General features: G+C 67.5%; 23 protein-coding genes. 6 read left to right on the top strand and 17 right to left on the bottom strand.

From position 1 onward, the window contains the following. Positions 1–17 precede the first annotated feature (17 nt). On the top strand, positions 18–941 hold the full coding sequence (locus tag CDN36_RS02540; protein WP_287495919.1) for a UDP-2,3-diacylglucosamine diphosphatase: 924 nt from the start codon (positions 18–20) through the stop codon (positions 939–941). A gap of 109 nt (positions 942–1,050) precedes the next feature. On the opposite strand, the gene cysE is transcribed toward CDN36_RS02540, so the two are convergent. Beyond that, positions 1,051–1,854, bottom strand: coding sequence for a serine O-acetyltransferase (gene cysE / locus CDN36_RS02545; protein WP_287495920.1), 804 nt, complete (start codon positions 1,852–1,854; stop codon positions 1,051–1,053). A 351-nt stretch (positions 1,855–2,205) separates the two neighbouring features. After that, complete coding sequence (locus tag CDN36_RS02550; RefSeq protein WP_287495921.1) at positions 2,206–3,078, bottom strand: RNA methyltransferase; 873 nt, start codon at positions 3,076–3,078, stop codon at positions 2,206–2,208. A gap of 638 nt (positions 3,079–3,716) precedes the next feature. Here CDN36_RS02550 and CDN36_RS02555 point away from each other — a divergent pair. After that, positions 3,717–4,574 (top strand): inositol monophosphatase family protein, encoded by an 858-nt coding sequence (locus CDN36_RS02555; protein WP_150555107.1) that lies wholly within the window; start codon positions 3,717–3,719, stop codon positions 4,572–4,574. A 124-nt stretch (positions 4,575–4,698) separates the two neighbouring features. On the opposite strand, the gene gltX is transcribed toward CDN36_RS02555, so the two are convergent. The 6 genes from gltX to ssuE form a co-directional block, all read right to left on the bottom strand. Next, a complete protein-coding gene (gltX, locus tag CDN36_RS02560) occupies positions 4,699–6,093 on the bottom strand; it encodes a glutamate--tRNA ligase (protein WP_150555157.1) in 1,395 nt (464 codons plus the stop codon). Positions 6,094–6,306: 213 nt separating this feature from the next. Next, complete coding sequence (locus tag CDN36_RS02565; protein WP_010807342.1) at positions 6,307–6,522, bottom strand: TOBE domain-containing protein; 216 nt, start codon at positions 6,520–6,522, stop codon at positions 6,307–6,309. A 63-nt stretch (positions 6,523–6,585) separates the two neighbouring features. Further along, positions 6,586–7,716, bottom strand: a complete 1,131-nt coding sequence (locus CDN36_RS02570; RefSeq protein WP_287495922.1) for an ATP-binding cassette domain-containing protein — start codon at positions 7,714–7,716, stop codon at positions 6,586–6,588. Beyond that, positions 7,713–8,660, bottom strand: a complete 948-nt coding sequence (gene ssuC, locus CDN36_RS02575; protein ID WP_287495923.1) for an aliphatic sulfonate ABC transporter permease SsuC — start codon at positions 8,658–8,660, stop codon at positions 7,713–7,715. Before ssuC ends, CDN36_RS02570 begins: the two co-directional genes overlap by 4 nt. A 101-nt stretch (positions 8,661–8,761) precedes the next feature. Beyond that, positions 8,762–9,913: an FMNH2-dependent alkanesulfonate monooxygenase gene (ssuD, locus tag CDN36_RS02580; protein WP_150555105.1), complete on the bottom strand. Its 1,152-nt coding sequence runs from the start codon at positions 9,911–9,913 to the stop codon at positions 8,762–8,764. Between the two features lie 14 nt (positions 9,914–9,927). Next, positions 9,928–10,521 carry an NADPH-dependent FMN reductase gene (gene ssuE / locus CDN36_RS02585; protein WP_150555104.1) on the bottom strand — a complete coding sequence of 198 codons (594 nt, stop codon included), beginning with the start codon at positions 10,519–10,521 and terminating at the stop codon, positions 9,928–9,930. Between the two features lie 274 nt (positions 10,522–10,795). Between ssuE and CDN36_RS02590 the strand changes: the two genes are divergently transcribed. The 4 genes from CDN36_RS02590 to CDN36_RS02605 all read left to right on the top strand — a co-directional run bounded on the left by CDN36_RS02590 (position 10,796) and on the right by CDN36_RS02605 (position 15,393). Further along, complete coding sequence (locus tag CDN36_RS02590; RefSeq protein WP_174966327.1) at positions 10,796–11,605, top strand: helix-turn-helix domain-containing protein; 810 nt, start codon at positions 10,796–10,798, stop codon at positions 11,603–11,605. A 99-nt stretch (positions 11,606–11,704) separates the two neighbouring features. After that, positions 11,705–12,043, top strand: coding sequence for a tRNA-binding protein (locus CDN36_RS02595; RefSeq protein ID WP_287495924.1), 339 nt, complete (start codon positions 11,705–11,707; stop codon positions 12,041–12,043). 226 nt (positions 12,044–12,269) lie between these two features. Further along, positions 12,270–13,997 carry a phosphoethanolamine transferase gene (locus CDN36_RS02600; protein ID WP_287495925.1) on the top strand — a complete coding sequence of 576 codons (1,728 nt, stop codon included), beginning with the start codon at positions 12,270–12,272 and terminating at the stop codon, positions 13,995–13,997. 52 nt (positions 13,998–14,049) lie between these two features. Next, positions 14,050–15,393 (top strand): MFS transporter, encoded by a 1,344-nt coding sequence (locus CDN36_RS02605; protein WP_287495926.1) that lies wholly within the window; start codon positions 14,050–14,052, stop codon positions 15,391–15,393. Positions 15,394–15,446: 53 nt separating this feature from the next. Here the strand turns inward: CDN36_RS02605 and hisC are convergent, their stop codons facing one another. From hisC to CDN36_RS02650, 9 genes are all read right to left on the bottom strand, one after another. Continuing rightward, positions 15,447–16,517 carry a histidinol-phosphate transaminase gene (gene hisC, locus CDN36_RS02610; protein ID WP_150555100.1) on the bottom strand — a complete coding sequence of 357 codons (1,071 nt, stop codon included), beginning with the start codon at positions 16,515–16,517 and terminating at the stop codon, positions 15,447–15,449. A 14-nt stretch (positions 16,518–16,531) separates the two neighbouring features. After that, on the bottom strand, positions 16,532–17,719 hold the full coding sequence (locus CDN36_RS02615; protein ID WP_150555099.1) for an O-succinylhomoserine sulfhydrylase: 1,188 nt from the start codon (positions 17,717–17,719) through the stop codon (positions 16,532–16,534). A 333-nt stretch (positions 17,720–18,052) separates the two neighbouring features. Continuing rightward, complete coding sequence (gene purF, locus CDN36_RS02620) at positions 18,053–19,573, bottom strand: amidophosphoribosyltransferase (RefSeq protein WP_150555098.1); 1,521 nt, start codon at positions 19,571–19,573, stop codon at positions 18,053–18,055. A gap of 55 nt (positions 19,574–19,628) precedes the next feature. Further along, entirely contained in the window at positions 19,629–20,546 is a 918-nt protein-coding gene (locus CDN36_RS02625) for a CvpA family protein (protein WP_150555097.1), read from the bottom strand. Between the two features lies 1 nt (position 20,547). Beyond that, the gene (locus tag CDN36_RS02630) at positions 20,548–21,519 is read right to left on the bottom strand and encodes an SPOR domain-containing protein (protein ID WP_150555096.1); all 972 of its coding nucleotides are present in this window, start codon (positions 21,517–21,519) and stop codon (positions 20,548–20,550) included. A 113-nt stretch (positions 21,520–21,632) separates the two neighbouring features. Continuing rightward, positions 21,633–22,931, bottom strand: a complete 1,299-nt coding sequence (gene folC / locus CDN36_RS02635) for a bifunctional tetrahydrofolate synthase/dihydrofolate synthase (protein WP_287495927.1) — start codon at positions 22,929–22,931, stop codon at positions 21,633–21,635. A gap of 198 nt (positions 22,932–23,129) precedes the next feature. Continuing rightward, on the bottom strand, positions 23,130–24,005 hold the full coding sequence (gene accD, locus CDN36_RS02640; RefSeq protein WP_150555094.1) for an acetyl-CoA carboxylase, carboxyltransferase subunit beta: 876 nt from the start codon (positions 24,003–24,005) through the stop codon (positions 23,130–23,132). A 142-nt stretch (positions 24,006–24,147) separates the two neighbouring features. Next, a complete protein-coding gene (gene trpA / locus CDN36_RS02645; RefSeq protein WP_150555093.1) occupies positions 24,148–24,972 on the bottom strand; it encodes a tryptophan synthase subunit alpha in 825 nt (274 codons plus the stop codon). Then, complete coding sequence (locus CDN36_RS02650; protein ID WP_150555154.1) at positions 24,926–25,759, bottom strand: DNA-methyltransferase; 834 nt, start codon at positions 25,757–25,759, stop codon at positions 24,926–24,928. Before CDN36_RS02650 ends, trpA begins: the two co-directional genes overlap by 47 nt. Positions 25,760–25,765 lie beyond the last annotated feature (6 nt).

Genomic DNA, 25,765 nt, shown 5'->3' on the forward strand with positions numbered 1-25,765 from the left:
GCTCACTGCGACAATCGATGCCGGTATCGACTGCGCGGTGCCCGCAATGCCCCGTGACACCACGGGGCGACGGGCCCGCGCTTTTCATTTCCGACCTTCACCTCTCGCCCGCTCTGCCGCGCACGGTGCAAGTGTTCGAAGACTTCCTGCGCGGTCCCGCGCGCGAAGCGTCCATCCTTTTCATCCTCGGCGACCTGTTCGAATACTGGGTGGGCGACGACATGCTCGGCGCCGACATGCCCGTCTCGGGCCGCGACGCGCCCGCCGCCTCGACCACTTCCGCCTCCGCCACCACGACCGAGCCGCTTGGCGCGTTCGCGCGGCGCATGACCGCCGCGCTGGCCGAGCTCGCGGCCAGCGGAGTGCCGATCGCCGTCATGCGGGGCAACCGCGACTTTCTGCTCGGCGAGCGCTTCGCACGCGCTGCCGGCGCGGTGATGCTCGACGATCCGTGCGTGTTCTCGTTTCTCGGCCAGGCGCTCGTGCTCAGCCACGGCGACCAGTTGTGCACCGACGACGTGGGTTATCAGCGTTTTCGCCGCGTGGCGCACTCGCCGCTGGGCAAGGCGTTTTTCCTCGCGCTGCCGCTACGGGCGCGCATGGTGCTCGCCGATCGCATCCGCCGACGCAGCGCCGCCCGGGGCGCTCACCGGATGGCGTATGCCGACGCCAATCAGCACGCCATCCACGCCTTGCTCGACGCCGCAGGCGAGCGCACGCTCGTGCATGGCCACACGCATCGTCCGGCGCGCCATGCCGACGGGCGTCGCGTGCGCTGGGTGCTGCCCGACTGGGAGTTCGACGTGACGCCGCCTCGCGGCGGCTACCTGCAATGGGACGCTCGCGGCCTGCGCGCCGTCGATCTGGCGCCCAGCACGTCGGGCCTGCCGGCCGCCGACGCGACTGACACCGACACCGACACCGACACCGCCGACGGGTAAGCCGTCCGCACGAAAGTACGAAAGTACGAAAGTGCGAAATGAAACCAAGCGAAGCGACCCGTCATGACGGCGGGCCGCTTCGCTTTGACCGTGCCGCGCGCGATGCGCTTCACATTTCCTGGATCTCCTTGCCGAGCTTGCGCAGCTCGGCCGTATCGATCCGGCTCGCGCCCAGCGCCTCCAGGTGCGCACCAAGCTGGTTGAGCGCGGCGACCATCACGTCGATCTTGTGCGCCTGATCGGTCGCGTTCTCGATCAAGCCGTGAATGGCGAGCGAGACGGGATCGTCCGCGTTCGGCGTGATGCCGTATGCCGAGAATTCCGCCTTGCGTCCATTGCCGCCCGGCGCGCCCGCGGCTGGTGCGGCCTGTGCGTCGGTCCGCGGCGCCTCGGCGCTGCGCGGACGAATGATGCGCGCGGGATTGCCCACGGCCGTCCCGCCGGCCGGCACTTCCTTGACCACCACGGCGTTCGAACCGATCTTCGCCCCTTCGCCCACGGTGAAGCCGCCGAGCACCTTCGCGCCGGCGCCGACGATCACGCCGGCCTCGAGCGTCGGGTGGCGCTTCGCGCCGCGCGTGAGCGACGTGCCCCCGAGCGTGACGCCCTGATAGATCGTGCAATCGTCACCGACCACGGCCGTCTCGCCGATGACCACGCCCATGCCGTGATCGATGAAAACGCGGCGGCCGAGCGTTGCCCCCGGGTGAATCTCGATGCCGGTGAGAAAGCGCGCGTACTGCGAGATGTAGCGGCCGAGCCACTTGAAGCCCGCGCGCCAGCAACCGTTGGCCACGCGATGGAGCATGACGGCGTGCAAACCCGGATAGCAGGTCAGCACCTCCCAGTTGCTGCGGGCGGCGGGGTCCTTTTGCCGGATGGCGGCGATATCTTCGCGAAGACGGGTAAACATGAGCCTGAAGTCGATCCTGTGGTGCGCGTCCTGCCGCCTCGGGGCAGGATCGTCGCGGCGTAACCGGAGAGCCGCCGGCCGGCACGGCGCGCGGGCGGTGCGGCGGGGCATGACCTGGGGCGGTGGCACCTGGCGCAAACGGCAGGACCACGCGTGTCGGCACAGGGCTAACAGTGCACGTGATAAGGCAGCGAGGCGGCGCAACGCTGGCGCAAACGATTCATATCCGCGAGAGACCGATAAGCTTGTGACTGAAGATTGTATGGGGTTTTGCCAATGTGTGCAGACGCCCCCCTTTCGACGAAAATGGCCGCAGCGCGGCCATCGTCGCTCGTCACGTCGGCCGCGTGCTCAACGCCGGATCTTGCGCTCGAGGATGTGCTTGGCGATGCCGCGCAGGATGTTGACCTCCTCGCGCTCCAGATGGCTCTTCGCGAAAAGCCGGCGCAGGCGCGTCATGAGCTTCCTGGGATTGTCCGGATCGAGAAAATCGAGCTCGACGAGCGCGCGCTCCAGATGCGCGAGCATGCCCTCGACGTCGTCGCGCGTCGCGAGCGAATCGTGCGCGCCCGCGCCGGGCGCCACCGGCGCTGCCGTCGATGCTGCCGCGCTCGCCTGCCCGCTCCCGCCCGACGAGTCGCGCCGCTCGTGCGCGAGGCATGCCAGGCGCGCTTCATACGCGATTAGTTGTACCGCCTGGGAAAGATTGAGCGAGCTGTAGCGCGGATTGGCGGGAATGTGAACGAGTGCGTTGCAGCGCTCGACATCGGCGTTCGACAGCCCCGTGCGCTCACTGCCGAACACGAAGGCCACCGCCTCGCCCTGCGCCGCATGTTGCACGGCCAGCGCGGCGCTCTCGCGCGGCTCGGCGTTCGGCGGTCCGTACTCGCGCGAGCGCGCCGAGAGCGCGACGGCCCAGCTCACGCCGTGCAGCGCCGTGTCCAGGTCCGGCACGACGAGCGCGCTCGCCAGCACGTCGTCCGCGCCACTCGCGAGCGCCACGGCCTGCGTTTCGCGCAGGACTTCGGCGCCACCCCGCGGCGCGGCCAGCACGAGACGGCCAAAGCCCATCGTCTTGATTGCGCGCGCGGCGGAGCCGACATTGCCGGGATGGCTCGTCTCGTTGAGCACGAAGCGCACGCGATCGAACAACGGCGGCGCGGCGGTGGGATCGACGGCGCCGGAGGAATCGAAGGGACTGGCAGAAGCAATGGACTGAGACATAGAACGACGGTGACGGCAATGACGCCGGGGCAGCATGACGTGGGCGGGCGCTTGCGGAGCAGCCCCGTGCGGCAGCGCCTTGAACACGTTGACCGGGCGCTGACTGGCGTTAATTGACACTAAGCGACACTAATCGGCACCAAGCGGCACTAATCGGTATCAAGCGGCACTAATCGGCACCGAGCGGCGCCCATCGGCACGAACCGACGGCGGCCGGCGGCTGATCGGCGTCCGAGCGGCGCGGGCGGGTCCGTGCAAACGCCGCTATTTTGCCTGAATCGCTTCGCGTGCGGGGCACGACGTGCCGGGTCGGGGGGCCAGGATCGGGCGCATCGACCACGCGCCCCCCGGGCCTGGGGGCACCGCCGCACCTTCTCGAGATGCCCCGCCGACGGGCGCGGTGGAGCGCACGGGACCGACGGCTGCCGCAGTAAAAGGGTCAGAGCGCAAAAACGGCAAAGCGGACCGCACGCCTTTTTGCTAAAATACGCGTTTTCGTCCTCGCAAACGAGTCGCCACGCGCGCGGCGCTTGCCGGGACATCGCTCTTGCCCAATTCGTTCGCTTTGTCCGCCATGCCTGCCGTCCGGCCCACAGGGGTCGCCTGTTGCGCGGCGATGGCCTTAACAGGAATCTGTCATGCAGCATCCCATGCTCAATATCGCGGTGAAGGCCGCGCGCCGTGCCGGTGGCATCATCAGCCGGGCTTCCCTCGACGTTGACGTCATCAAGGTCAGCAAGAAGCAGCACAACGACTTCGTGACGGAAGTGGACAAGGCGGCAGAGCAAGCGATCATCGACACCCTTCTCCAGGCCTATCCCGACCACGCCGTCCTTGCCGAAGAATCGGGCGAGGCGCACGGCAACTCGGATTCGGAATATCAGTGGATCATCGATCCGCTCGACGGCACCACGAATTTCATTCACGGCCTGCCCTACTACTGCACCTCGATCGCGCTGGCGCACAAGGGCGTGGTCCAGCAAGCGGTGGTCTACGATCCCACCCGCAACGAACTCTTCACGGCCTCGCGCGGCCGCGGCGCCTACCTCGACGGCAAGCGCATCCGCGTCTCGCGCCGCGACCGTCTGGCCGACGGCCTGATCGGCACGGGCTTCCCGTTCCGAGACCTGCAAGGCGTGGAAAACTACCTCAAGATGTTCGGCACGATGACCGAACACTGCGCCGGCATCCGCCGTCCGGGCGCCGCCGCGCTCGATCTGGCGAACGTCGCCGCCGGCCGCATGGACGGTTTCTTCGAGCAGGGCCTCAATCCGTGGGACATGGCCGCGGGCAGCCTGCTGATCACGGAAGCGGGCGGTCTGGTGGGCAACTACACCGGCGACTCGAACTTCCTGTTCGAAGGCGAGATTCTCGCGGGCAACCCGAAGATCTATGCGCAGATGGTCAAGCTGCTCGAGGGCTATTCGTGCGCCGGACGTCCGGCCGCCAAGTCGAAGACCGGCGCGAGCGCGACGGAAGACAACGCGCAGTCGTAAGCCCGCGCCCCCCCCCCCGACAAGCACGAAAGCACGAAAAAGGGCTGCCCCTGGCAGCCCTTTTTTTCTTTTCCACGGCGCGTCCGGCAGGCGCCGCCTGCCCTTGCGTTCCTGCGTCAGCGTTTCAGGCGCCCAGGCGCGCGAGCACCGTCTCGCGACCGAGCAGCTCGAGCACCGCGTCGATCGACGGCGTGTGCGTGGTGCCCACCACGAGCAGGCGCACCGGCATCGCGAGTTGCGGCATCTTCATACCGTGCTGCGCGAGCGTGGCCTTGAACGCCGCCGAGATCGCCTCCTTCTTCCACTCGGGCAAGGCGGCGAGCGCCGCGGCCAGATCCTTCACGGCCGCGCGCGCGGCGTCCGTCATGTGCTGCGCCAGGTCCGCGTCCGACGGCGCCGGCTTGCGATAGAACATCTGCGCGCTTTGCGCAATGTCCTTGACCGTGTTCGCGCGATCCTTGAACAACGCGACCACGCCGGCGAGCGCGGGCCCGCCCTCGATCGACACGCCCGCCTTCTGCAGGAATGGCTCGGCCAGGCCGGCCAGACGATCGTTGTCTGCCTGCTTCAGGTACTGGCTGTTGAGCCACAGCAGCTTTTCCGGGTTGTGCTGCGCGGGCGACTTGCCCAGATGCTCCAGATCGAACCACGCGACGAACTGCTCGCGCGAGAACACTTCGGCGTCGCCGTGCGCCCAGCCCAGACGCGCCAGATAGTTGAGCACGGCCTCCGGCAGGAAACCTTCCTCGCGATACTGCACAACGCTCATCGCGCCGTTGCGCTTGGACATCTTCTCGCCCTGATCGTTGAGCACCGTGGGCAGGTGCGCGTAGACCGGCGGCTCCTTGCCCAGCGCGCGGAAGATGTTGATTTGGCGCGGCGTGTTGTTCACGTGATCGTCGCCGCGAATCACATGCGTGATATCCATGTCGATGTCGTCGACCACGACGCAGAAGTTGTACGTCGGCGTGCCGTCCGGGCGTGCGATCACGAGATCGTCGAGCTCTTCGTTCGAGATTTCGATGCGGCCCTTCACGGCGTCGTCCCACACGACGCTGCCCGTGAGCGGGTTCCTGAAGCGCAGCACCGGTTGCACGCCGGGCGGCGGCTCGGGCAGCACCTTGCCCGGCTCCGGGCGCCAGCGGCCGTCGTAGCGCGGCTTCTCGCCGCGCGCGCGCTGCTGCTCGCGCAGTTCGTCGAGCGCTTCCATGCTCATGTAGCACGGATACACATGGCCGGCGTCCTTCAACTGCTGCAGCACTTCGCGATAGCGATCCATGCGCTGCATCTGATAGAACGGCCCTTCATCGTAGTCGAGCCCGAGCCATTGCATGCCTTCGAGAATGACTTGCACCGCTTCCGGCGTGGAGCGCTCGAGATCGGTGTCCTCGATGCGCAACACGAACGCGCCGGCGTTGTGACGCGCGAAGGCCCACGGATAAAGAGCGGAACGGATGTTGCCCAGGTGGATGAATCCGGTCGGGCTAGGCGCAAAGCGGGTGCGGACAGTGGTCATGATTTGGCTTCGGTGCATCGCGTTGGCAACAAACAAAAACGCCCGCGGCGGAGGGTCTCGCGCAGGCGGGTCGCCAACATTCGGAAGCCGTCATTATATCAGCCGAGTGCGTGCATTCGCGGCACAGTCCGAGCCGGGCTCGGAATTTCCTGGGGAGCCATCGGGCGCCTTACCCGCATGCGCACGATGAATCCCGCTGGCGGCTCGCGTGGCCGCTCAGAGCTTGGCCAGCGAGACCTCGGTGGCCTTGACGAGCGCCACGACTTCGGAGCCCACGTCCAGACGCAACTCGTCGATCGAGCGCGTGGTGATGACCGACGTGACGATGCCGCTCGGCGTCTCGACGTCGACTTCGGAGAGCACCGGGCCGCGCAGGATTTCGCGGATTCGGCCCTTGAACTGGTTGCGAACGTTGATGGCGGTGATACCCATGGTGAACTCCAATGTACGTAAAGTGTGAACGAAAAAATCGGCAAGCGGCGTAGCGCGAGCGTGTCAGACCGCCCAGCGCACGGTGGCGGCGGGCCAGGTCGGCGCCGGCGCGGCGGCCTGCGGCGCGTTGGGCGGCTCGGCTTGCAGCACGCGTGCGAGCACCTGCGCCTCGAGCCCGGCGAATTCGGCGCTGCCGCGAGCGCGCGGACGCGCGAGCGACACCGCCTGGTCCAGCCCCAACCGGCCGTGTTCGATCAGCACCACGCGATCGGCAAGCGCCACGGCTTCCTGCACGTCGTGCGTGACGAGCAGCGCCGTGAAGCCGTGCGCACGCCAGAGACGCTCGATGAGCGCGTGCATCTCGATGCGAGTGAGCGCATCGAGCGCGCCGAGCGGCTCGTCGAGCAGGAGCAGGTCGGGCTGATGAACGAGCGCGCGCGCGAGCGCCACGCGCTGGCGCTGACCGCCCGAGAGCTGGCTCGGCCAGTCATGCGCACGTTCGGCCAGACCGACTTCGCGCAGCACGTCGAGCGCCCTTGCGTGCGCGGACTTCGGCAGACCGAGCGCCACGTTCTGCAGCACCGTGCGCCACGGCAGCAGCCGAGCGTCCTGAAACATGATGCGCGTGGCGACATTGGCTGCACTGGCCACGCCGGCGGCGCCCGTTACACCACCTGGGCCCGTCACTCCCGTCACGCCCGTCACGCCCGTTACGCTCGTTACGCCCGCCGCCCCCCCATCGGTCTCGCCCGCGAGCGTGTGGCCGTCGAGCGCGATGTGGCCGGCGTCTGGCGTCTCCAGCCCGGCGATGAGCCGCAGCAGCGTGGATTTGCCGCAACCGCTGCGCCCCACGATGGCAGCAAACCCTCCGCGCGGAATGGACAGCGAGAAGTCCGAGAGCACCGGGCGTGCGCCATAGCGCTTGCTGATCGCCTCGATCCGCAGGCCCGAAGCCGCCGGGCCTGCCGTCGAATGCACGACCTTCAGGTTGGTCGCACTCGCGTGCGCGTGGCCCGCCGCAGTGCGCGACGCGGCATGCGCGGCTCGCGCGCTTGCATTGACACCGAGCGGCAACTGCGTGCCGAACGGATCGGCATGGGGGTCGAGCGACACGCCGGCGGCGGCACGTTGCTCGGCGGTCCACTCGGCTTCGATGTCGACGCCCGCGACCGGGGCGAGTTGTTGTGCGCTCATGCGACAGCTCCTCGTTGAAAGGCCGGATGCCAGCGCAACCAGCGAAACTCCAGTTCCTTGGCCAGCACGTCGGCCAGCTTGCCCAGCAGGGCGTACAGCAAAATGCCCACGAGCACGATGTCGGTCTGCAGGAATTCACGCGCGTTCATCGTGAGATAACCGATGCCCGACTGCGCCGAGATCGTCTCCGCCACGATCAGCGTGACCCACATCAACCCGAGCGAGAAGCGCACGCCGACGAGGATCGACGGCAGCGCGCCGGGCAGGATCACGTCGCGATACAGCGCCCAGCCGCGCAGACCATAGCTGCGCGCCATCTCGACCAACGCCGGGTCGACGGCGCGAATGCCCGCGTAAGTATTCAGATACATGGGGAAGAACACGCCGATGGACACGAGGAACAGCTTGGCCTTCTCGTCGATGCCGAACCAGAGAATGACCAGCGGAATGAGCGCCAGATGCGGGATGTTGCGCAGCATCTGGAACGAAGAATCGAGCGCCGTCTCGGCTACGCGCGACAAGCCGGTGAGCATGCCGAGCAGCAGGCCCAGGCCGCCGCCGATCAGAAAGCCGATCACCGCACGCCCCGTCGAGACGCCGATGTCGCGCCAGATCTGGCCACTCACGGCAAGCTGCCACGCCGCGTCGACCACGGCCGAAGGCGCGGGAAGCACGCGCGTGGAAAGCCAGCCCGCCTGTGCGGCAGCCTGCCACGCCGCGACGAGCGCAACGGGCACGATCCACGGTGCGAGCCGCCGTGCGCCGGCGCGCCAGAGGCGTTGCAGCAGCGGCCCGGCGGCAGCCGCGCCCGCCGTTACGGGTCGCGCCGGCGAGCCGTTGCGGTCCTGCCGAAGGCCGCCGTCGGCGGCGTTGGCGACGTTGGCGACGTTGGCGGTGTCAGTGGCGTCGGAGTGAAGCGTTTGCGTCATGCTCGTTTGCGTCATGCTCATTTTTCCCCGGGCTCTCGCAGCCCGTATCCATGCGGGCGAGCGTCACACGACGGTGCCGCCCGCTTCCAGTCGGCGTTCGGTTCTGTCTCGCGAATTCAGCTTTGCGAAGCGCGCGGCACGAGGTTGTTGGCCATCAGCTCGCCGACGGGGCCGGCGAGCGGCGCGCTGCCGAGCCGCTCACGCACCTCGCGCGGCAGATGCGGGAACACCAGTTCGGCGAAGCGATACGCTTCTTCGAGATGCGGATAGCCCGAGAGGATGAACGTGTCGATGCCCAACTCGGCGTATTCGCGCAGGCGCTGCGCGACGGTCGGCCCGTCGCCCACGAGCGCCGTGCCCGCGCCGCCGCGCACCAGCCCCACACCGGCCCACAGGTTCGGCGCGATCACGAGCTTGTCGCGGCGTCCGCCGTGCAGCGCCGCCATGCGACGCTGCCCTTCCGAATCCATCTTCGCGAACTGCGCCTGCACGCGCGCGATGGTGTCGTCGTCGAGCTTGCTGATGAGCGCGTCGGCCGCGCGCCACGCTTGGTCTTCCGTCTCGCGCACGATCACGTGCAGCCGCAGCCCGAAACGCAGCGTGCGGCCGCGCCGGGCCGCACGTGCGCGCACGTCGGCGATCTTCTCGGCCACGTCGGCCAGCGGCTCGCCCCACGTCAGATAGACGTCGAGCTGCTCGGCGGCGATCTCGCGCGCAACGTCGGACGAACCGCCGAAGTACAGCGGCGGATGCGGCGCCTGCACCGGCGGGAAGAACAGCTTCGCGCCCTTCGCACGCAGATGCCTGCCTTCGAAATCCACCGTCTCGCCGGTATGCGACTTCTCGAACAGCGCGCGCCAGATGCGCAGGAACTCGTCGGTGACGGCATAGCGCTGGGCGTGGTCGGCGAAAAAGCCGTCGCCTTCGAGCTCGCCCGCATCGCCGCCGGTCACGACGTTGATCAGCAGCCTGCCCCCCGACAGGCGATCGAACGTCGCGGCCATGCGCGCGCTCAGGGCGGGCGATGCAATGCCCGGGCGCACCGCCACGAGGAACTTGAGACGCCGCGTGGCGCCGATGAGGCTCGACGCCGTCACCCAGGCGTCTTCGCACGAGCGGCCCGTAGGCAGTAGCACGCCTTCGTAGCCGAGCGCGTCGACAGCGCTCGCGATCTGGCGTGCGTAATCGAAGTCGAAGACGCGCCCTCCCTCGGACGTGCCCAGGTAGCGCGTGTCGCCGTGTGTGGGAATGAACCAGAAGACTTGCATGCTGGCTCCGGCGATCAGGCAGCCAGCGTGGCGCGCGCGAGCCCGGGGCGCGCGGCGGCGGCCGGCCATTGGCGGATCACCTCGCGCTCGTGCAGCCACCGCGAGAGCTGGTCGACGGTCGCGCCCAGGCGCTCGGCAATGGTGCTGTCGAGCAGCGCGCCGTCTTCCTTGGGCACCTGCTGGTCGACGGCAAAGACCCCGCGCAGGATGTGCTGTGCGCCCAGCGCCGAGAGCACCGGCTTGAGCGCGTAGTCGAGCGCGAGCAAATGGGCCGGGCTGCCGCCGGTGGCAAACGGCGCGACGAGCTTGTCGGCAAGGCCGTCCTGCGGCAGCACGTCGAGAAAGGCCTTGAGCAAGCCGCTGTACGCGGCCTTGTAGACGGGCGTGGCCACGACCACCGCCTGTGCGCCGGCCACCTGTGCGAGCGCGTGACGCAGATCGTCGTGGGACGTGTCGGCCGAGAGCAGCGCGGCCGGCGCGAGTGCGCGGATGTCGATGCGCCGCACGGCAATGCCGGCCGCGGCGAGTTCGTGTTCGACGAAGCGCAGCAGCCGGGCGCTGCGCGAGGCGCCCGACGGGCTGCCCGAGATCGTGACGGCGTATGTCATACTTCCCTGCCAAAGACGGGCCGTGTCACGCACGCGTCGCGCGCCGGCCCTGTGGATTCGAAGCACACCGCATACGTGCACACGACGCGACGCGCGCCCGGCACCCGGTGCGGGCCGGGGTCCGCCGGCCACTGATGAACCAGTTTAGCGAGGCGGTCCGCGCGTTCGAACCAATGAATCCGGGATTGCTTTGCGCGTTTTTTCATAACCTGTAGTCATGCACCGTTCGCGCCTTATTCCCCGGCGTGGTGCTTCGTCCGATTTTTCCCTGGCCATGTCCGCCCCGATCCTCGAACTGCGCGAGTACTGTCCGACCGAGAACAGCGACACCCACGACTTTCACCAAGTCGTGATCGGGCTGTCCGGACGCATGGCGATCTCGCTCGATGGCGACGCCGCGCGATACGGCCGCGTGGGCGCGCGCAACGGCGTGGTGATCCCGGCCGGCATGCGCCACGACTACCGCGGCGACGGGCCCAACCGTCAGGTGGTGCTCGATGTACCAGTGCGGCTCGCCGCGCTCACCGGCGCCGCACGCGCGTTTGCATGCGAGGCGTTCTTTTCGCTCGATGCGTCGCTGCTGGCGCTCGCGCGCCGTATCGCGGCCGGCGTGGACGCGGGCCGGCCGCTCAGCGAGACCGACCCCGTCGTGCGCGAATGGCTCGACGCCCTCATGGCCCGGCTCGCGCCCGCCCGCCACGCGCAGCGCACCGTGCGGCTCGATCTCGCACGCGTCGACGCCCGGCTGCGTGCCGATCTGGCTGCGCCCGCCGACACCGCCACGCTCGCGCGCGAAGCAGGCATGAGCGTGCGGCACTTCCACGAGTGCTTCGTCGCGATGACCGGCGAGACGCCGCATCGCCACCTGATGCGCCTGCGCCTGGCGCGCGCCGCGCAGCGGCTCGCAAGCACCGACGCTGCGCTGGCCGACATCGCGCTCGACGTCGGCTTCAACGATCAGAGCGCCCTTACCCACGCGTTTCGGCGGCATTTCGGCCAGACGCCCGCCGCGTGGCGGCGCGAGCAGCGCAGCGGGCAGCCGGCTGCCGAATTTCACAAGCCGCAGGCGGCGCCGGGACGCTAGTCTGTGCGCTTCATCATCCACCGATATCCATCGATTCAGGAACGGAACGGGGAACGGAACGGGAACGGAACGAGGAAGGGAGCGAAGAAGGGAGCGAGCATGGCCGAGACCATCGAATGGCAGGACTTCGAGAAAGTCGAATTGCGCGTGGGGACCATCGTCGCCGCGCGAGTCAACGAGAAAGCGAAAAAACCGGCCTACGTGCTGGAAGTCGATCTGGGCGAGCTGGGCATGAAGACGTCGAGCGCGCAAATCACCGTGCACTACACGCCCGATTCGCTCGTCGGTCGCCAGGTGCTGTGCGTGTGCAACTTCGCGCCGAAGCGCATTGCCGGCATCGCCTCGGAAGTGCTCGTGACCGGCTTTGCGGACGCGCAGGGCGCCATCGTGCTCGCGGGCGTGGAACGCCCGGTGCCCAACGGCGCGCGGCTGCACTAGGTCTGCCAAGTCCGCCACGTTCGCCAGGTTCGCTGAATCCGCCAGGCCCCGGGCGGTGGCATCGCGCAAAAGCGACTGCCGTTCGTCTCATGAATTTCCCCCCGCGGACACCAATCGCACGATCCATGGTCGAATGCGGCGACGCTGCACGGCGCCCCGGCAACCGCGCCAATGCATCGGCCAACGCGCGTGAGCGCAGCAACACGGCACTTGGGGGGAAACGATTTTGAAATCACTGTCTTACCGATTGTCTCTCGGCCTCGCCGGCCTGGCCACGTTCTGGGCGCTCGGCATGCTGAGCATCAACGAGTTCGGCAAGAGCGCAGCACTCATGATGACGGCGCTGCCTGGGCTTGCAGGCCTGTGCCTGTGGCTGCGCGCGCCCCGCGCGTGGCTGAGCGCGACGGCGCTTGGCGTGCTCGCCATCTTCTTTCTCGATGCGGCGACGAAGGGCTTTCTGCGCGATTATTTCGGCATGCGGCCGAATCACCTGCTAGTGCTCCAGGCGGTGTTCAACACCAATCCGTCGGAGGCGGGCGAGTTCTTTATGCATCACTGGCGCGACGTCTTCGAAGCGAGCGCCGCCTTCGCCGCGATCATGGCGAGCGTCGCCGCGCTCGAGCGCCGTCTATCGCGCGCGGAAGCCGCCCGGCGGCCGACGCCGATGCGGCGCGGCGGCAAGATTGCCGTCGCCACGCTGCTCGCCGGCTTCCTCGCGCTGCACCTCAATCCGACGATGGCCAAGGAAAACCCCCTGCTCTACTGGCCGATCCGCTATCTCGACTACAAGGCGCAGCTCGCGCACGCCGACAAGCTCCAACGCGAGCTGGAAGCCAACATGACCCGACGAGACGCCTGGCAGGTGCGCTATCGCGGGCCGGCCAACCACACCGTCGTCTGGGTGATCGGCGAGAGCCTGAATCGCAACAACATGTCGCTCTACGGCTATGCGCGCAACACCACCCCAATGCTCGATTCACTGCGCGAGCATCTGATCGTGTTTCGCGACGTAGTGTCGTCGGAGCCGGCCACGATGGCCTCGCTCATGAAGATGCTCACGCCGGCGAGCCTCGACGATCCCGAAGCGTGGACCCGTCAACCCGATCTCGTGATGCTTGCCAGGGAAGCGGGTTATCGCACTTACTGGATCTCGAATCAGGTGCCCAACGACGGCTGGCTCGGGCTCGTGGCCGGTCGCGCCGACAAGCGCGTATTCATCAACAAGGGCTTCGGGCGCGGCGAGAACAATGTCGACGGCAACCTGCTGCCCGAATTCGACGCGGCGCTCGCCGACGACGCGCCCCGCAAGCTGATCGTCGTGCATCTGCTCGGTGCGCACCCGACCTACAACATGCGCTACCCCGAGGAATACGCGCGCTTCGACAGCGGCGACGATGCCGTGATGACCGGCCTCAAGGCGCAGGGACGCTCGCTGTGGGTGCGACGTCTGCGCAACGAGTACGACAACGCCGTGGCTTACAATGACTTCGTCGTGGCGAGCCTCATCCGCAAGACGATGGCCGCGTCGGCGAAGGCCGGCGGCGCCTCTGGCGCCAGCCTGCTCTTCAGTTCCGATCATGCACAGGAAGTCGGGCACACGCGCAATCACACGGGCCAGTCAGTCGCGGACGCCTCCGGCTATGAGATTCCGATGATCGTATGGACGCGCACCGGCGTGGACGCCCGCACGCGCGCCGCGCTCGAAGCCCGCCCGTATCAGACGGATCGGCTCGAGCACACCATGCTGGGCCTGCTCGACATCGACACGACCTATTACAGTCCGGCCCACGACGTTCTGAGCGACGCCTTCGTGCCGACGGTTCGGCGCATCAACGGCCGAGCCTACGCACCGTCGCCCTCGCCGTCTTCCCTCGCACCCCGCACGCTTTTCGCGACCTCGCCGGCACGGTCGGCGCCATCGATTCCATCGCAAGAAACGGAGCGTTTTCGCTAAGCGCGCCGCCTAGACTGCTCCGCAGGCAACCCTGCCGCACGGAGCAGACTCGATGGCAAACGGTACTTCACGCAATGCGTTGGACGAGCGTCCGGCCACCTCACACACCGGCGCTGCCTCGCCGCCCGCCGGGCGCGACGCGCCTCCCACGGCGACCCTGGTGGCCGATCTTTCGCGCGCAAACCTCGCCGCGCAGTTGAGCGAGCAGATGACGCTCGCCGTCATCCCGATCGTCGCGGTGGTTGCCCTGGGCGCATCGGCCGGACAGACCGCCTCGCTCCAGGGCGCGGCCGCGCTGCCCTTTCTTGTGCTGTCGCTGCCCGCGGGGGTGCTCGCCGATCGCTATCGCCGCAAACCGCTGATGATGGCAACCGAACTGCTTCGCGCGCTGGCATTGCTGCTGCTTTTTGCATTGTTGCGCAGCGGCACGCTGACCCTCACCGCGCTGGCGGTGCTCGGCTTCGCGATGGCGACGGGCACGGTCGTCTTTGGCGCGGCAGCGCCCTCGCTGGTCGGCTCGCTGGTCGTCCCCGGCGATCTGCTCGCGGCGAACCGGAAGCTGGAAATCGCACGCAGCGTCGCATTTACCGCCGGCCCGGCGCTCGGCGGCCTGCTCGCCGGCTGGGCCGCCGGCACGCCGGCCTTTGCGGGCGCGCTCGTGCTCTCGCTCGCCAGCGCGTATTGGCTGTCGCGCCTGCCCCTCGAAGCGCCCCGCCCGGCCTCGCGCCGCCATTTCGGCCGGGAACTGATCGAAGGCGTGCGCTTCGTCGCGGCAAACGACTATCTGCGCCCGATCGTCATGACGGCCCTCGTCTTCAATACTTCGTGGTATCTGCTGCTCGCCGTGTTCGCCTACTACGCGATTCACTCGCTCGCGTTCACCGCACCGACGGTGGGCGCCGCGCTCGGCGTGTACGGTCTCGGGATGGTGTGCGGCGCATTCGGATACGCGCGAATCGCGGCGCGCCTCACGTTCGGCAGGCAGATTCTGCTCGGTCCCTTGTGTGCATGCCTGGCCGCGTTCATGGTGGCGAGCACGTGGTGGCTCCGGGGCGGTGCGAGCGCCCATGTGATCGTCTTCGGCACGTTCTTTCTGTTCGGCTTCGGGCCGATCGTCTGGACGATCTCGACGACGTCGCTGCGTCAGGTCGTGACGCCCGGCAGGCTGATCGCACGCGTGTCGGCCGCGACGATGACAGCGACGTTCGGGGCGCGGCCGCTGGGGGCGTTGGTCGGCGCCTCGCTGGCCGCGTCGCTCGGCGCCCGCGCGTGTCTGTTCGGTATGGCCGTGGGGTTCGCGGCGCAGTTGGCGATCATCGCCTCGTCGCGGGCGGCACGGCTCGCGTCGCTCGACAGCGCCATGGTGCCGGCGGGCGAAGGCGTCCCACGGGCGTGAAAAAACCGGTGCGACGGCTCACACCGGTTTTCCCGAACGCCCGGCCGCAGCGCTCAGGCGCCCAAGATTTCGCCAAGCGCCTGCGTCAGGGCCTGGCACTCCGGCTCGGTCCCCACCGTGATGCGAAGGAACTGCGCCACGCGCGCATGCCTGAAGTGGCGCACGATGATCGAGCGCTCGCGCAACGCGGCGGCAAGCGTGGCCGCGTCGTGCGACGCATGGCGCGCGAACACGAAGTTCGCCTTCGACGGCAACACTTCGAAGCCCAATGCGCTCAGGCGCCCGGTCAACGCCTCGCGGCTCGCGATCACGGCCTGGCGCGTCTCGTCGAAATATGTTTCGTCCTCGATGGCCGCCACCCCGGCCGCTTGCGCGAGACGATCGAGCGGATACGAGTTGAAACTGTTCTTCACGCGTTCGAGCGCTTCGATCAGATCGGGATGCCCGATGGCGAAGCCCAGGCGCAAGCCCGCCAACGAGCGCGACTTCGACAGCGTCTGCACCACGAGCAGATTCGGGTATTTCGCGATCAGCGCCGCCGCGCTCTCGCCGCCGAAGTCGATGTAGGCCTCGTCGATCACCACGACAGCGTCAGGACTGCCGGCCAGCAGGCGCTCGATCTCGCCCGAGGCCAGCGCACGCCCCGTCGGCGCATTCGGGTTCGGAAAGATGATGCCGCCGTTCGGCCTCAGATAATCGTCGATATCGATTTCGAACGACGCCGTGAGCGGCACGGTCTCGAACGCCACGCCGTACAGCCCACAATACACGGGATAAAAGCTATAGGTGATGTCGGGAAACAGGATCGGCTTGTCGTGCCTGAGCAGGCCCTGAAAGACGTTGGCGAGCACTTCGTCGGAACCGTTGCCCACATGCACGTTGGCCACGTCCAGTCCGAAACGCTGCGCGATCGCCTGCTTGAAGCGGCGCGCATCCGGATCGGGATACAACTTGAGCGCGTCGGCGCGCTCGCCGAGCGCTTCGCGAATCGCCGCGAGCACGCGCGGCGACGGACCGTATGGATTTTCGTTGGTGTTCAGCTTGATGAGCCGCTGCATCTGCGGCTGCTCACCGGGCACATAGGGCGTGAGTTCCGCCACGCCCGCACTCCAGAATCGACTCATGGTCCGCGCCCCGGTCACTTCGCGAAACCGCGCGCCAGATCGGCCTGGATGTCGGCCGGCGACTCCAGGCCCACGGCGAGACGGATCAGCCCTTCGGTGATGCCGGCGGCCGCACGCGCCTGCGGCGTAATGCGGCCATGCGTGGTGCTCGCCGGATGCGTGATGGTCGTGCGTGTGTCGCCGAGGTTGCCGGTGATCGAGCACACGCGGGTATTGTCGATCACGCGCCATGCATTCTCGCGCTGCTCGGCGGGGGTGGCGCCCTTGAGCTCGAACGCCACGATCGCGCCGCCCGCCGTCTGCTGGCGTTGTGCGAGTTCGTATTGCGGGTGCGACGGCAGGCCCGGGTAGAACACGCGTGCCACTTGCGGCTGCCGCTCGAGCCATTGCGCCACGGCCAGCGCGTTGGCCGACTGCTTCTCGACACGCAGCGACAGCGTCTCCAGCCCCTTGAGCAGCACCCATGCGTTGAACGCGGACAGGGTCGGCCCCGCGCTGCGCACGAACGTGAAGATCTTGCCCATGATGAAGTCCTTCTTGCCGACGATGGCGCCGCCAAGCACGCGGCCCTGGCCATCGAGATACTTCGTCGCCGAGTGCACCACGACGTCGGCGCCGTATTCGATCGGGCGCTGCAGCACCGGCGTACAGAAACAGTTGTCGACGACGAACAGCGCGCCGGCTTGCTTGGCGATCTTGCCGATCGCCGCAATGTCGGCGATTTCGGTGAGCGGGTTGGACGGCGTCTCGAGGAAGAACATCTTCGTGTTCGGGCGAATCGCGGCGCGCCACGCATCGAGGTCGGTCGGATCGACGAAGGTCGTCTCGATGCCGAAACGGTTGAAGATGGTGGAGAAAACGTTGAGCGTGGAGCCAAAGATGCTCTGCGAGCTCACGAGGTGGTCGCCCGCCGAGAGCGCGGTCATCACGACCGAGACGATGGCACTCATGCCCGAGGCCGTGGCCATGCACGCTTCGCCGCCTTCGAGCGCCGCGAGACGATCCTGGAACATCGACACCGTCGGATTGGTGAAGCGCGAGTAGGTAAAGCCCTCCTCCGAATGCGCGAACCGCTCGGCGGCCTCTGCAGCGCTCTTGAACACAAAGCTCGAGGTCAGGTACAGCGCCTCGGAGTGCTCGCCAAACTCGGAGCGCTGCGTGCCCGCGCGCACCGCCAGGGTATCGAAGTCGAAGGAGTCCATCGTGTGTCTCGTCGTGGTGTCAAGGCCGCTGCCCGTACCGCCGTCTGCCTTCCGCTGGCGCATTCCGGCGGTCGAATCCCGACCCAAAAAAAGAAAAGCCCGTTTCGCTGGTCAGCAAAACGGGCTCGAAATCCATCTGTCTAGGCCTCGCTTTAGCTGTTTCGGGGATATTCCCCCACGTCCGCAAGCTGAAATCAAATCGACGTTCGGTGCAGTGTAGCACGTTGCAGGCGAAGAAGGAAAATCCTCGCCGCCTGCCCCGCCCTGCCGGCCACTCCGGGGTTTCCCCGGTTTCCGAGGCCGCCGGCGATGCGGGAAATAGCCTCTCCGGCCTCACAGGCCAAGCTGTGCTCCGCGCGGCTCGGCCTCATCGGCCTCGGGGCTTTCCACGACCGGCGCCTTCGGCGCCTTGCGTTGCTGCTCCAGGCGATCCAGGTATTCCGGCGTGACGTCGCCCGTGATGTAATTGCCGTCGAAGCATGATGCATCGAAGTCGGTCAGATCCGGGTTGATGTCGCGCACGGCGGCCTTCATGTCCTCGACGTCCTGATAGATCAGTTCGTCCGCGCCGATGATGCGGGCCACTTCCTCGTCGCTGCGGTCATGCGCCACCAGCTCGCTGCGCGTGGGCATGTCGATGCCGTACACGTTCGGGAACTTCACGGGCGGCGCCGCGGAGGCGAAGATCACCTTGCGGGCGCCGGCATCGCGCGCCATCTGCACGATTTCCTGGCTGGTGGTGCCGCGCACGATCGAGTCGTCCACGATCAGCACGTTCTTGTCCTTGAACTCGACGCGCATGGCGTTGAGCTTCTGACGCACCGACTTCTTGCGCATCGCCTGGCCCGGCATGATGAACGTGCGGCCGACGTAGCGGTTCTTGAAGAAGCCTTCGCGATAGTTCAACCCCAGGCGCTTGGCGACCTGCATGGCCGCCGGACGGCTCGAGTCCGGAATCGGCATGACGACGTCGATGTCCTTGTAGTCGATCTCGCGGCGGATCTTCTCGGCGAGATAGTCGCCCATGCGCAGGCGCGCGTCGTAGACCGGCACGCCGTCGAGCACGGAATCGGGACGCGCCAGATACACGAGTTCGAAAATGCACGGATGCATCGACGCCGACGGCGAACACTGCTGCGAAGTGAGCTCGCCGTCGTTGCTGATGAAGATCGCCTCGCCCGGTTTGACGTCGCGCTCGAACGCGAAGCCCATGCCTTCTAGCGCCACCGACTCCGAGGCCACCATCCATTCGGTGCCGTTCGGGCCGTCGAAGCGGCCGATGCACAGCGGACGGATGCCGTTGGGGTCGCGGAACGCGAGCAGGCCGAAGCCCGAGATGATGGAGACGATCGCGTAGGAGCCGCGCAGGCGGCCATGCACCTTGCTCACCGCCTGGAACAGCGACGCGACGGACAAGCCTTCGCGCGAGCTTTCCTGCAGTTCGTGCGCGAGCACGTTGAGCAGCACTTCGGAGTCGGACGTGGTGTTGATGTGACGGCGGTCGACGCGGAACATCTCGTCCTTGAGCTGTTCCCAGTTCGTCAGGTTGCCGTTGTGCGCGAGCACGATGCCGTATGGGGCATTCACGTAGAACGGCTGGGCCTGTGCGGCGCTCGACGAGCCGGCCGTGGGGTAGCGCACCTGGCCAATGCCGACCGTGCCCGGCAGGTCGCGCATGTTGCGCGTGCGAAACACGTCGCGCACCATGCCGTTGCCCTTGTGCATATAGAACGAGTGGCCGTCCGTCGTGGCGATGCCGGCGGCATCCTGGCCGCGGTGCTGCAGCAGCAGCAGGCTATCGTAGATGAACTGATTGACCGGGGATTTGGAGACTACACCGACGATGCCACACATGGCATGAATCCTTCAAAAAACATCGAAATCTGCGTCAAACGGACTGTATTATCCGTCATTCGGAAACCTTCTGCAGGCCGGTCGACGGCGCGGCCGATCCGCCGCTGCGCATGCCCCATCCTTGCGATTGCGCCCCGGCGGCGCCCGAGCCGCCCTGGCTCGTCATCCCCCGGCCGCCGTGGATCATGTCTGCGCCCATCAGGGCCGAAATCCCCGACACGCGCGCGCCATCGCCCTGCGCGCCCCGCGCGTCCGGTGTGCGCTGCCCCGCCGGCCGGGCTTCGATAGTCGTCTCGACCCGGCTTCCCTGTCCGCCCTGGCCTTGCGGCGCCGCGCGCGGCGCTTCCGACGTGCCGGGCGCAGGAGACGGCGCGCCGCGATAAGGTTCCAACTGTGGCAGCGGCACCGGCGCGTTCAGCGAATTCACCCCCGGCATGCTCGGCACGGCCGCCTCGGGCTTGCGCAGATAGTGCTGAACCGGCTCGGGGAGGTACGGCATGAGTCGCTCCAGCCCCGCCTCCACCCACGGACGCGTCAGCGAATGCTGCCATGCCGGTTGCTGCGGCAATGCCGTCAATCTGGCGGCAACCATCAACAACATCAAGAGCAAAACGCCGCGAACGATCCCGAACAGCATGCCCAGGCCGCGATCGGCCGGACGCAGGCCGATCAGATCGGTCATGCGTCCCACGAGCGCGCTCACGATTCCCGCGCCGAACACCACCGCAACGAGCACCAGCAGGAAGCCCAGCGCGCCCTGCGTCATCTCGCCGCCAGGCAGGTCGGCCGGCAGCCAGTGCGCGAGCGTCGGACCGAAAGCGCGCGCCACGAAGAACGCCACGACCCAGCCGACCAGATTGAACAGCTCGCGCACCAGCCCGCGCAGCATGCCCAGCAACATCGACCCGAGCAGGATCGCGATGGCCGCGTAGTCGACCACGGTCAGCAGACCGCCGTGTACGGTATCGCCCAACTCAACCTGCCTCGGCGACCTGCGCGGTCAGGCCGGCGTCGCGAATCTTCTTGCCTGCCGCTTCCGCGCTCGCACGGTCGGAGAACGGCCCCGCTCGCAGCAGATAGAGCTCACGCCCGTCGACCGTGCTCTTGACCATGTAGCTCGGCACGTTCACGAGCTTGAGCTTGACGAGCCACGCCTGCGCGCGATCCTGCGTCGAGAACGCGCCGATGCGCACCAGGTACTTGCCGCCCGCGGCTGCCGGCTTCTGTGCATTGTCGTGCGTGTCGGCGGCCTTCGCCGGCTTGGGGTTGTTCTGCGCGAACTGTGCGATCGGGTCGGCCACATTGTTCTGCGGCCGGGCTTGCGTCTTGGCCGTGTCATGCGGCTCGGCGGGTTTGGCGGCGGGTTTGGCGTCCGCGTGCTGCTCGGGCTTGCGGGTCTCGGGCTTCGCTTCGGGCTTGTGCTCCGGCTTGGCCTGCGCCACCTGTGGCTCGGGCACGCTGCCCGGCGCCGACGGCACGGCAGCGACCGGCGCGGCAGACGAAGACGAGGAAGACGGCAGGCCCGTCGGGGCCGGCGCCGGCACGGACGGCCGGGTCGCGCTGTTCGCCAGCGCGTTGCCGTCGACGGCCTCCTCGCCCTTGTCGAGCGATGCATCGGTCGATGGCCGCGCCGCCTGCGGCTTCACGCGCACGGGCGGAGAATTGGCGTCCTTGCCGGGGATCTGGATCGCGATGTCATCGGCCGCCGGCTTCGGTTCGGGCGCGAGCACCATGGGCAAAATGATGACCGCGGCGAGCACCAGCGCCAACGCGCCGACCAGACGGCGGCGCGCGCGTTGCTTCTCGGGCAGCAGCGGGTCGAGTTGCTCGTGCTCGCTGTATTCGCCCCCTCCCGCCGCACGGGTGCCGGTGCGGCCGCTCCTGCGGCTACCGCGCTTCGGGGAAACGGCTTCGGCGTCTTTCTTGCGGAAGGAAAACAATCCCATAGGCCCTTGGCTCAGGTCGAAACTCGCGTCGTTGGACTGATCATCGCGCATCCGGTGCGCCATGCGCATGACATTTCTGGTAAGCAAATGTCACGGCAACGCACCGTTCGCGGTCAATGGCGCTGCAATTTGCGGTGCGACATCACACCGGCCACCGTGTAGAACGATCCAAAAACCGCAATTCTATCATTCTCGCCGCACTGCTCGAGCGCGGCGGCGTAAGCTTTCTCGGGGGATTCGAAGGTTTGCACCGAATGGTCGGCATCTTCGTGAAACCCTACGGCGCGCAGCTTCTCTTCGAGCAGCGCCGGACTCGCCGCGCGCTCGGTGGGCAGCCCGCACAAGCGCCAGTGATCGACCTTGTCGACAAGGTGGCGCAGCACGCCCTCGATGTCCTTGTCGGCCATCGCGCCGAACACGGCATAGGTGTAAGGAAAGAAACCCATCCCGTCGAGATTGTGTCCGAGCGCGGCGGCCGCGTGCGGGTTGTGGGCGACATCGAGCACGACGGCCGGGCGTCCCGGCAGCACCTGGAAGCGCCCCGGCAGCTCAACGGATGCGAGGCCCAGCCGGATGTCCTGCGCGGACACCGGCAGCGCCGCGCGCATCGCCTCGAGCGCGGCCAGCGCCGCCGACGCGTTGAGCAGCTGGTTCGCGCCGCGCAGCGCCGGATAGGCCAGCGCCGGACGCCGCATGTGGCGCCCGCCGTAGCTCCACTGCTGCTTGTCGCCCTGATAGTTGAAATCGCGCCCGAACAGCCACAGGTCCGCGCCGATGCGCTCGGCTTCGGCCAGCAGCGTGGCCGGCGGCATGGGATCGCCGCAGATCGCCGGCTTGCCCGCACGGAAGATGCCCGCCTTCTCTTTGGCGATGGCCTCGCGCGTGTCGCCCAGATACTGCGCGTGGTCGATGTCGATGCTCGTGACGACGGCGCAGTCGGCGTCGACGATGTTGACCGCATCGAGCCGCCCGCCCAGGCCGACTTCGAGAATCACGGCGTCGAGCCCGGCGCTCGCGAACAGATGCATGATCGCGAGCGTGGTGAATTCGAAGTACGTGAGCGAGACCGGTTCGTCGAAGCTCGTGCGGGCGCGCTCGACCGCCTCGAAGTGCGGCAGCAGCGTGGCGTCATCGACCATCTCGCCGTTCACGCGCGCGCGCTCGTTGAACTTGATGAGGTGCGGCGATGTGTGACAGCCCACGCGATAGCCCGCCGAGAGCAGGATCGCCTCGAGGATGGCGCAGGTCGAGCCCTTGCCGTTGGTGCCGCCCACCGTGAACACGGGGCACGGGAATTTCAGTCCGAGCGCCTCTTTGACGCGCCCGATACGCGCGAGGCCCATGTCGATGCCCACGGGGTGGGCGGTTTCCAGATGGGCGAGCCAGGCGTCGAGAGTGGAGTATGTCGGCATGAATGTGCGGGCAGAAATGCAAAGCGCGGACGTAACGAGGTAACGTCCGCGCTTCGGGTTCTGCGAAGTAATGCGTTCACGTGCCGCTTGCGCGACACTGCGTGGCGTTGTGACATTCTACGCCGTTGCCCGGCCCTTTGGGGCACCGCAACCGCGCGTGCCACGCGACGGGCGCGACGGCTGTCGCGCCCTCCGGACTCAGGCGACCGCGTCGGCCGGCTGGCACTGCATGAGGGCGATCAGACGCGCGATCTCTTCGCGCATCTTGCGCCGGTCGACGATCATGTCGATCGCGCCTTTCTGCAGCAGGAATTCCGAGCGCTGGAACCCTTCGGGCAGCTTCTCGCGCACGGTCTGCTCGATCACGCGCGGGCCGGCAAAGCCGATCAGCGCCTTGGGCTCGGCCATCACCACGTCGCCGAGGAAGGCGAAGCTCGCCGACACGCCGCCCATGGTCGGATCGGTCAGCACGGAGATGAACGGCAGCTTGGCGTCGGACAGCTTGGTCAGCATGGCCGTGGTCTTGGCCATCTGCATGAGCGAGAGCAGGCTTTCCTGCATGCGCGCACCGCCCGACGCGGTAATGCAGATGAACGGCACGCCCTGCTCGAGCGCATTCTGCGCGCCGCGCACGAAGCGCTCGCCGACGACCGAACCCATCGAGCCGGCCATGAACGAGAACTCGAAGCACGCCACCACGACCGGCAGCGTGTGGATCGCACCGCCCATGACGACCATGGCATCGGTCTCGCCGCTGTCGTCCATCGCTTCCTTGATGCGATCGGGATACTTGCGGCTGTCCTTGAATTTCAGCGCGTCGACCGGCACGATCTCCTGGCCGAGCTCGTAGCGGCCTTCGGGATCGAGCAGCGCGTCCAGACGCGCCCGCGCACCGATGCGCATGTGGTGATCGCACTTCGGGCAAACGTGCAGATTCGCTTCCACGTCGTTGCGGTACAACACCGCTTCGCACGACGGGCACTTGATCCACAGCCCTTCCGGGATGCTCTTGTTGCGCTGCGTCGGATCGGTTTGCTTGATCTTCGGGGGCAGCAGCTTGTCGAGCCAGCTCATAGTTTCTCCTTGGCAAACGCCCGCTCGACGAGGGCGGGCGTTTCTGGCGACCGCGCCACGCGGCCGTTTCGATTCAGCGTTTCACCGGGCGGATCATCGCGTTCGGACGCGAACGTTTGGACGCGAACGTTTGGACGCGAATTTACGCGGATTTGACGCCCTCGTCGAGCGCCTGGCGGATGCCGCCGATGAATTCAGCCAGCGATTTTACCGCGTTCTGGCCTTCGAGATCACGCGGCGTGTTCTCGAGCCGCTGCACGATGGCGCTGCCGATGACCACGGCGTCGGCCACCGACGCGATGGCGCGCGCCGTCTCGGCGTCCCGAATGCCGAAGCCCACGCCGACGGGCAGCGCCGCCGCGGCCTTGATTTCGGGGATTCTCGCGGCCACGCTGGCCAGGTCCAGGCTCGCCGCCCCGGTCACGCCCTTGAGCGAGACGTAATACAGGTAGCCGCTCGCCTGGCGGGCGACGGCCGCAATGCGCGCCTCGGTCGACGTGGGTGCGAGCAGGAAGATCGGATCCATGCCCTGCGCGCGCATGGCGCGGGCGTAGCCCTCCGCCTCCTCGGGCGGATAGTCGACGACCAGCACGCCGTCCACGCCGGCCCTGGCGGCGCGCTCGGCGAAGGCCTCGAGCCCCATCGCCTCGATCGGGTTGGCGTAGCCCATGAGCACGACCGGCGTGCGGTCGTTGGTCTGGCGAAACGCCGCCACGTAGCCGAGCACCTCGGCCAGGCTCACGCCGCGGGCCAGGGCGCGCTCGGAGGCACGCTGGATGACCGGGCCGTCGGCCATCGGATCGGAGAACGGCACGCCGAGCTCGATGACGTCGGCGCCGTTGTCGGCGAGCGCATGCATGAGCCTGACCGTCCAGCCCGGCTCGGGATCGCCCGCGGTGATGAACGGAATGAGGCCCTTCTTACCCTGCGCTTGCAAGGCTTGGAACGTCGCTTGAATGCGGGACATGATCGGAAAGTCTCTGAAGTCGTTGGTTGGCGAGCGCGTGGTAGTGCGCGTTGAGCTCGAAGCCGACGAAACGCCGGCCGTGCAGCGCGCAGGCCACGGCCGTCGTGCCGCTGCCCATGAACGGGTCGAGCACGAGCCCGCCGGGCGGGCAACTGGCGAGCACCATGCGCTCGATGATATGCAGCGGTTTCTGCGTCGGATGATCGACGCGTTCGGGGTCTTGCCGGTGCAATCGCGAGATCGACCACAGATCCTTGGGGTTGTACCCCAGCTCCAGCCACTTGCTGCCTTCGAAGATACGGCGCGAGCGCGCCTTCTTCGTGGCGGCGTCATACGGCACGCGCACGGCGTCGAGATCGAAGTAGTAGTCCTTCGAGACCGCGAAAAAGCCGATGTTGTCGTGCACCGACGAGAACCGCCGCGTGCTCCCGCCCATGCTGGGCACGCGGCGGTCCCAGATGATCTCGTTGATCATCAGCAGGCGCTGCTTGAGGAACACGAACAGCTCGGGCGCGTATTGCCACGTGCAGAACAGGTACAGCGAGCCGCGCGGCGCGAGTTTCGGGATCGCCGCTTCGAGCCAGCCATACGTCCAGCCGAGGAAGTCCTCGCCGGAGCGCTTGTCGGAGTCGTTGCCGTAGTCCTTGCCGAGCCCATACGGCGGGTCGGCAAGGATCAGGTCGACGCTGCCGTCTTCCAGTTCGTGCACGTGCTGCAGGAAGTCCGCATGACGCAACGTGATGTCGCCCGGCGCCCACCGCGCGCGCAACTCGCCGGCCGCTTCCATGGCCTC

The organism is Pandoraea sp. CB10b_02 (assembly GCF_002216225.1).
In the GTDB taxonomy this organism is placed as follows: domain Bacteria; phylum Pseudomonadota; class Gammaproteobacteria; order Burkholderiales; family Burkholderiaceae; genus Pandoraea; species Pandoraea nosoerga.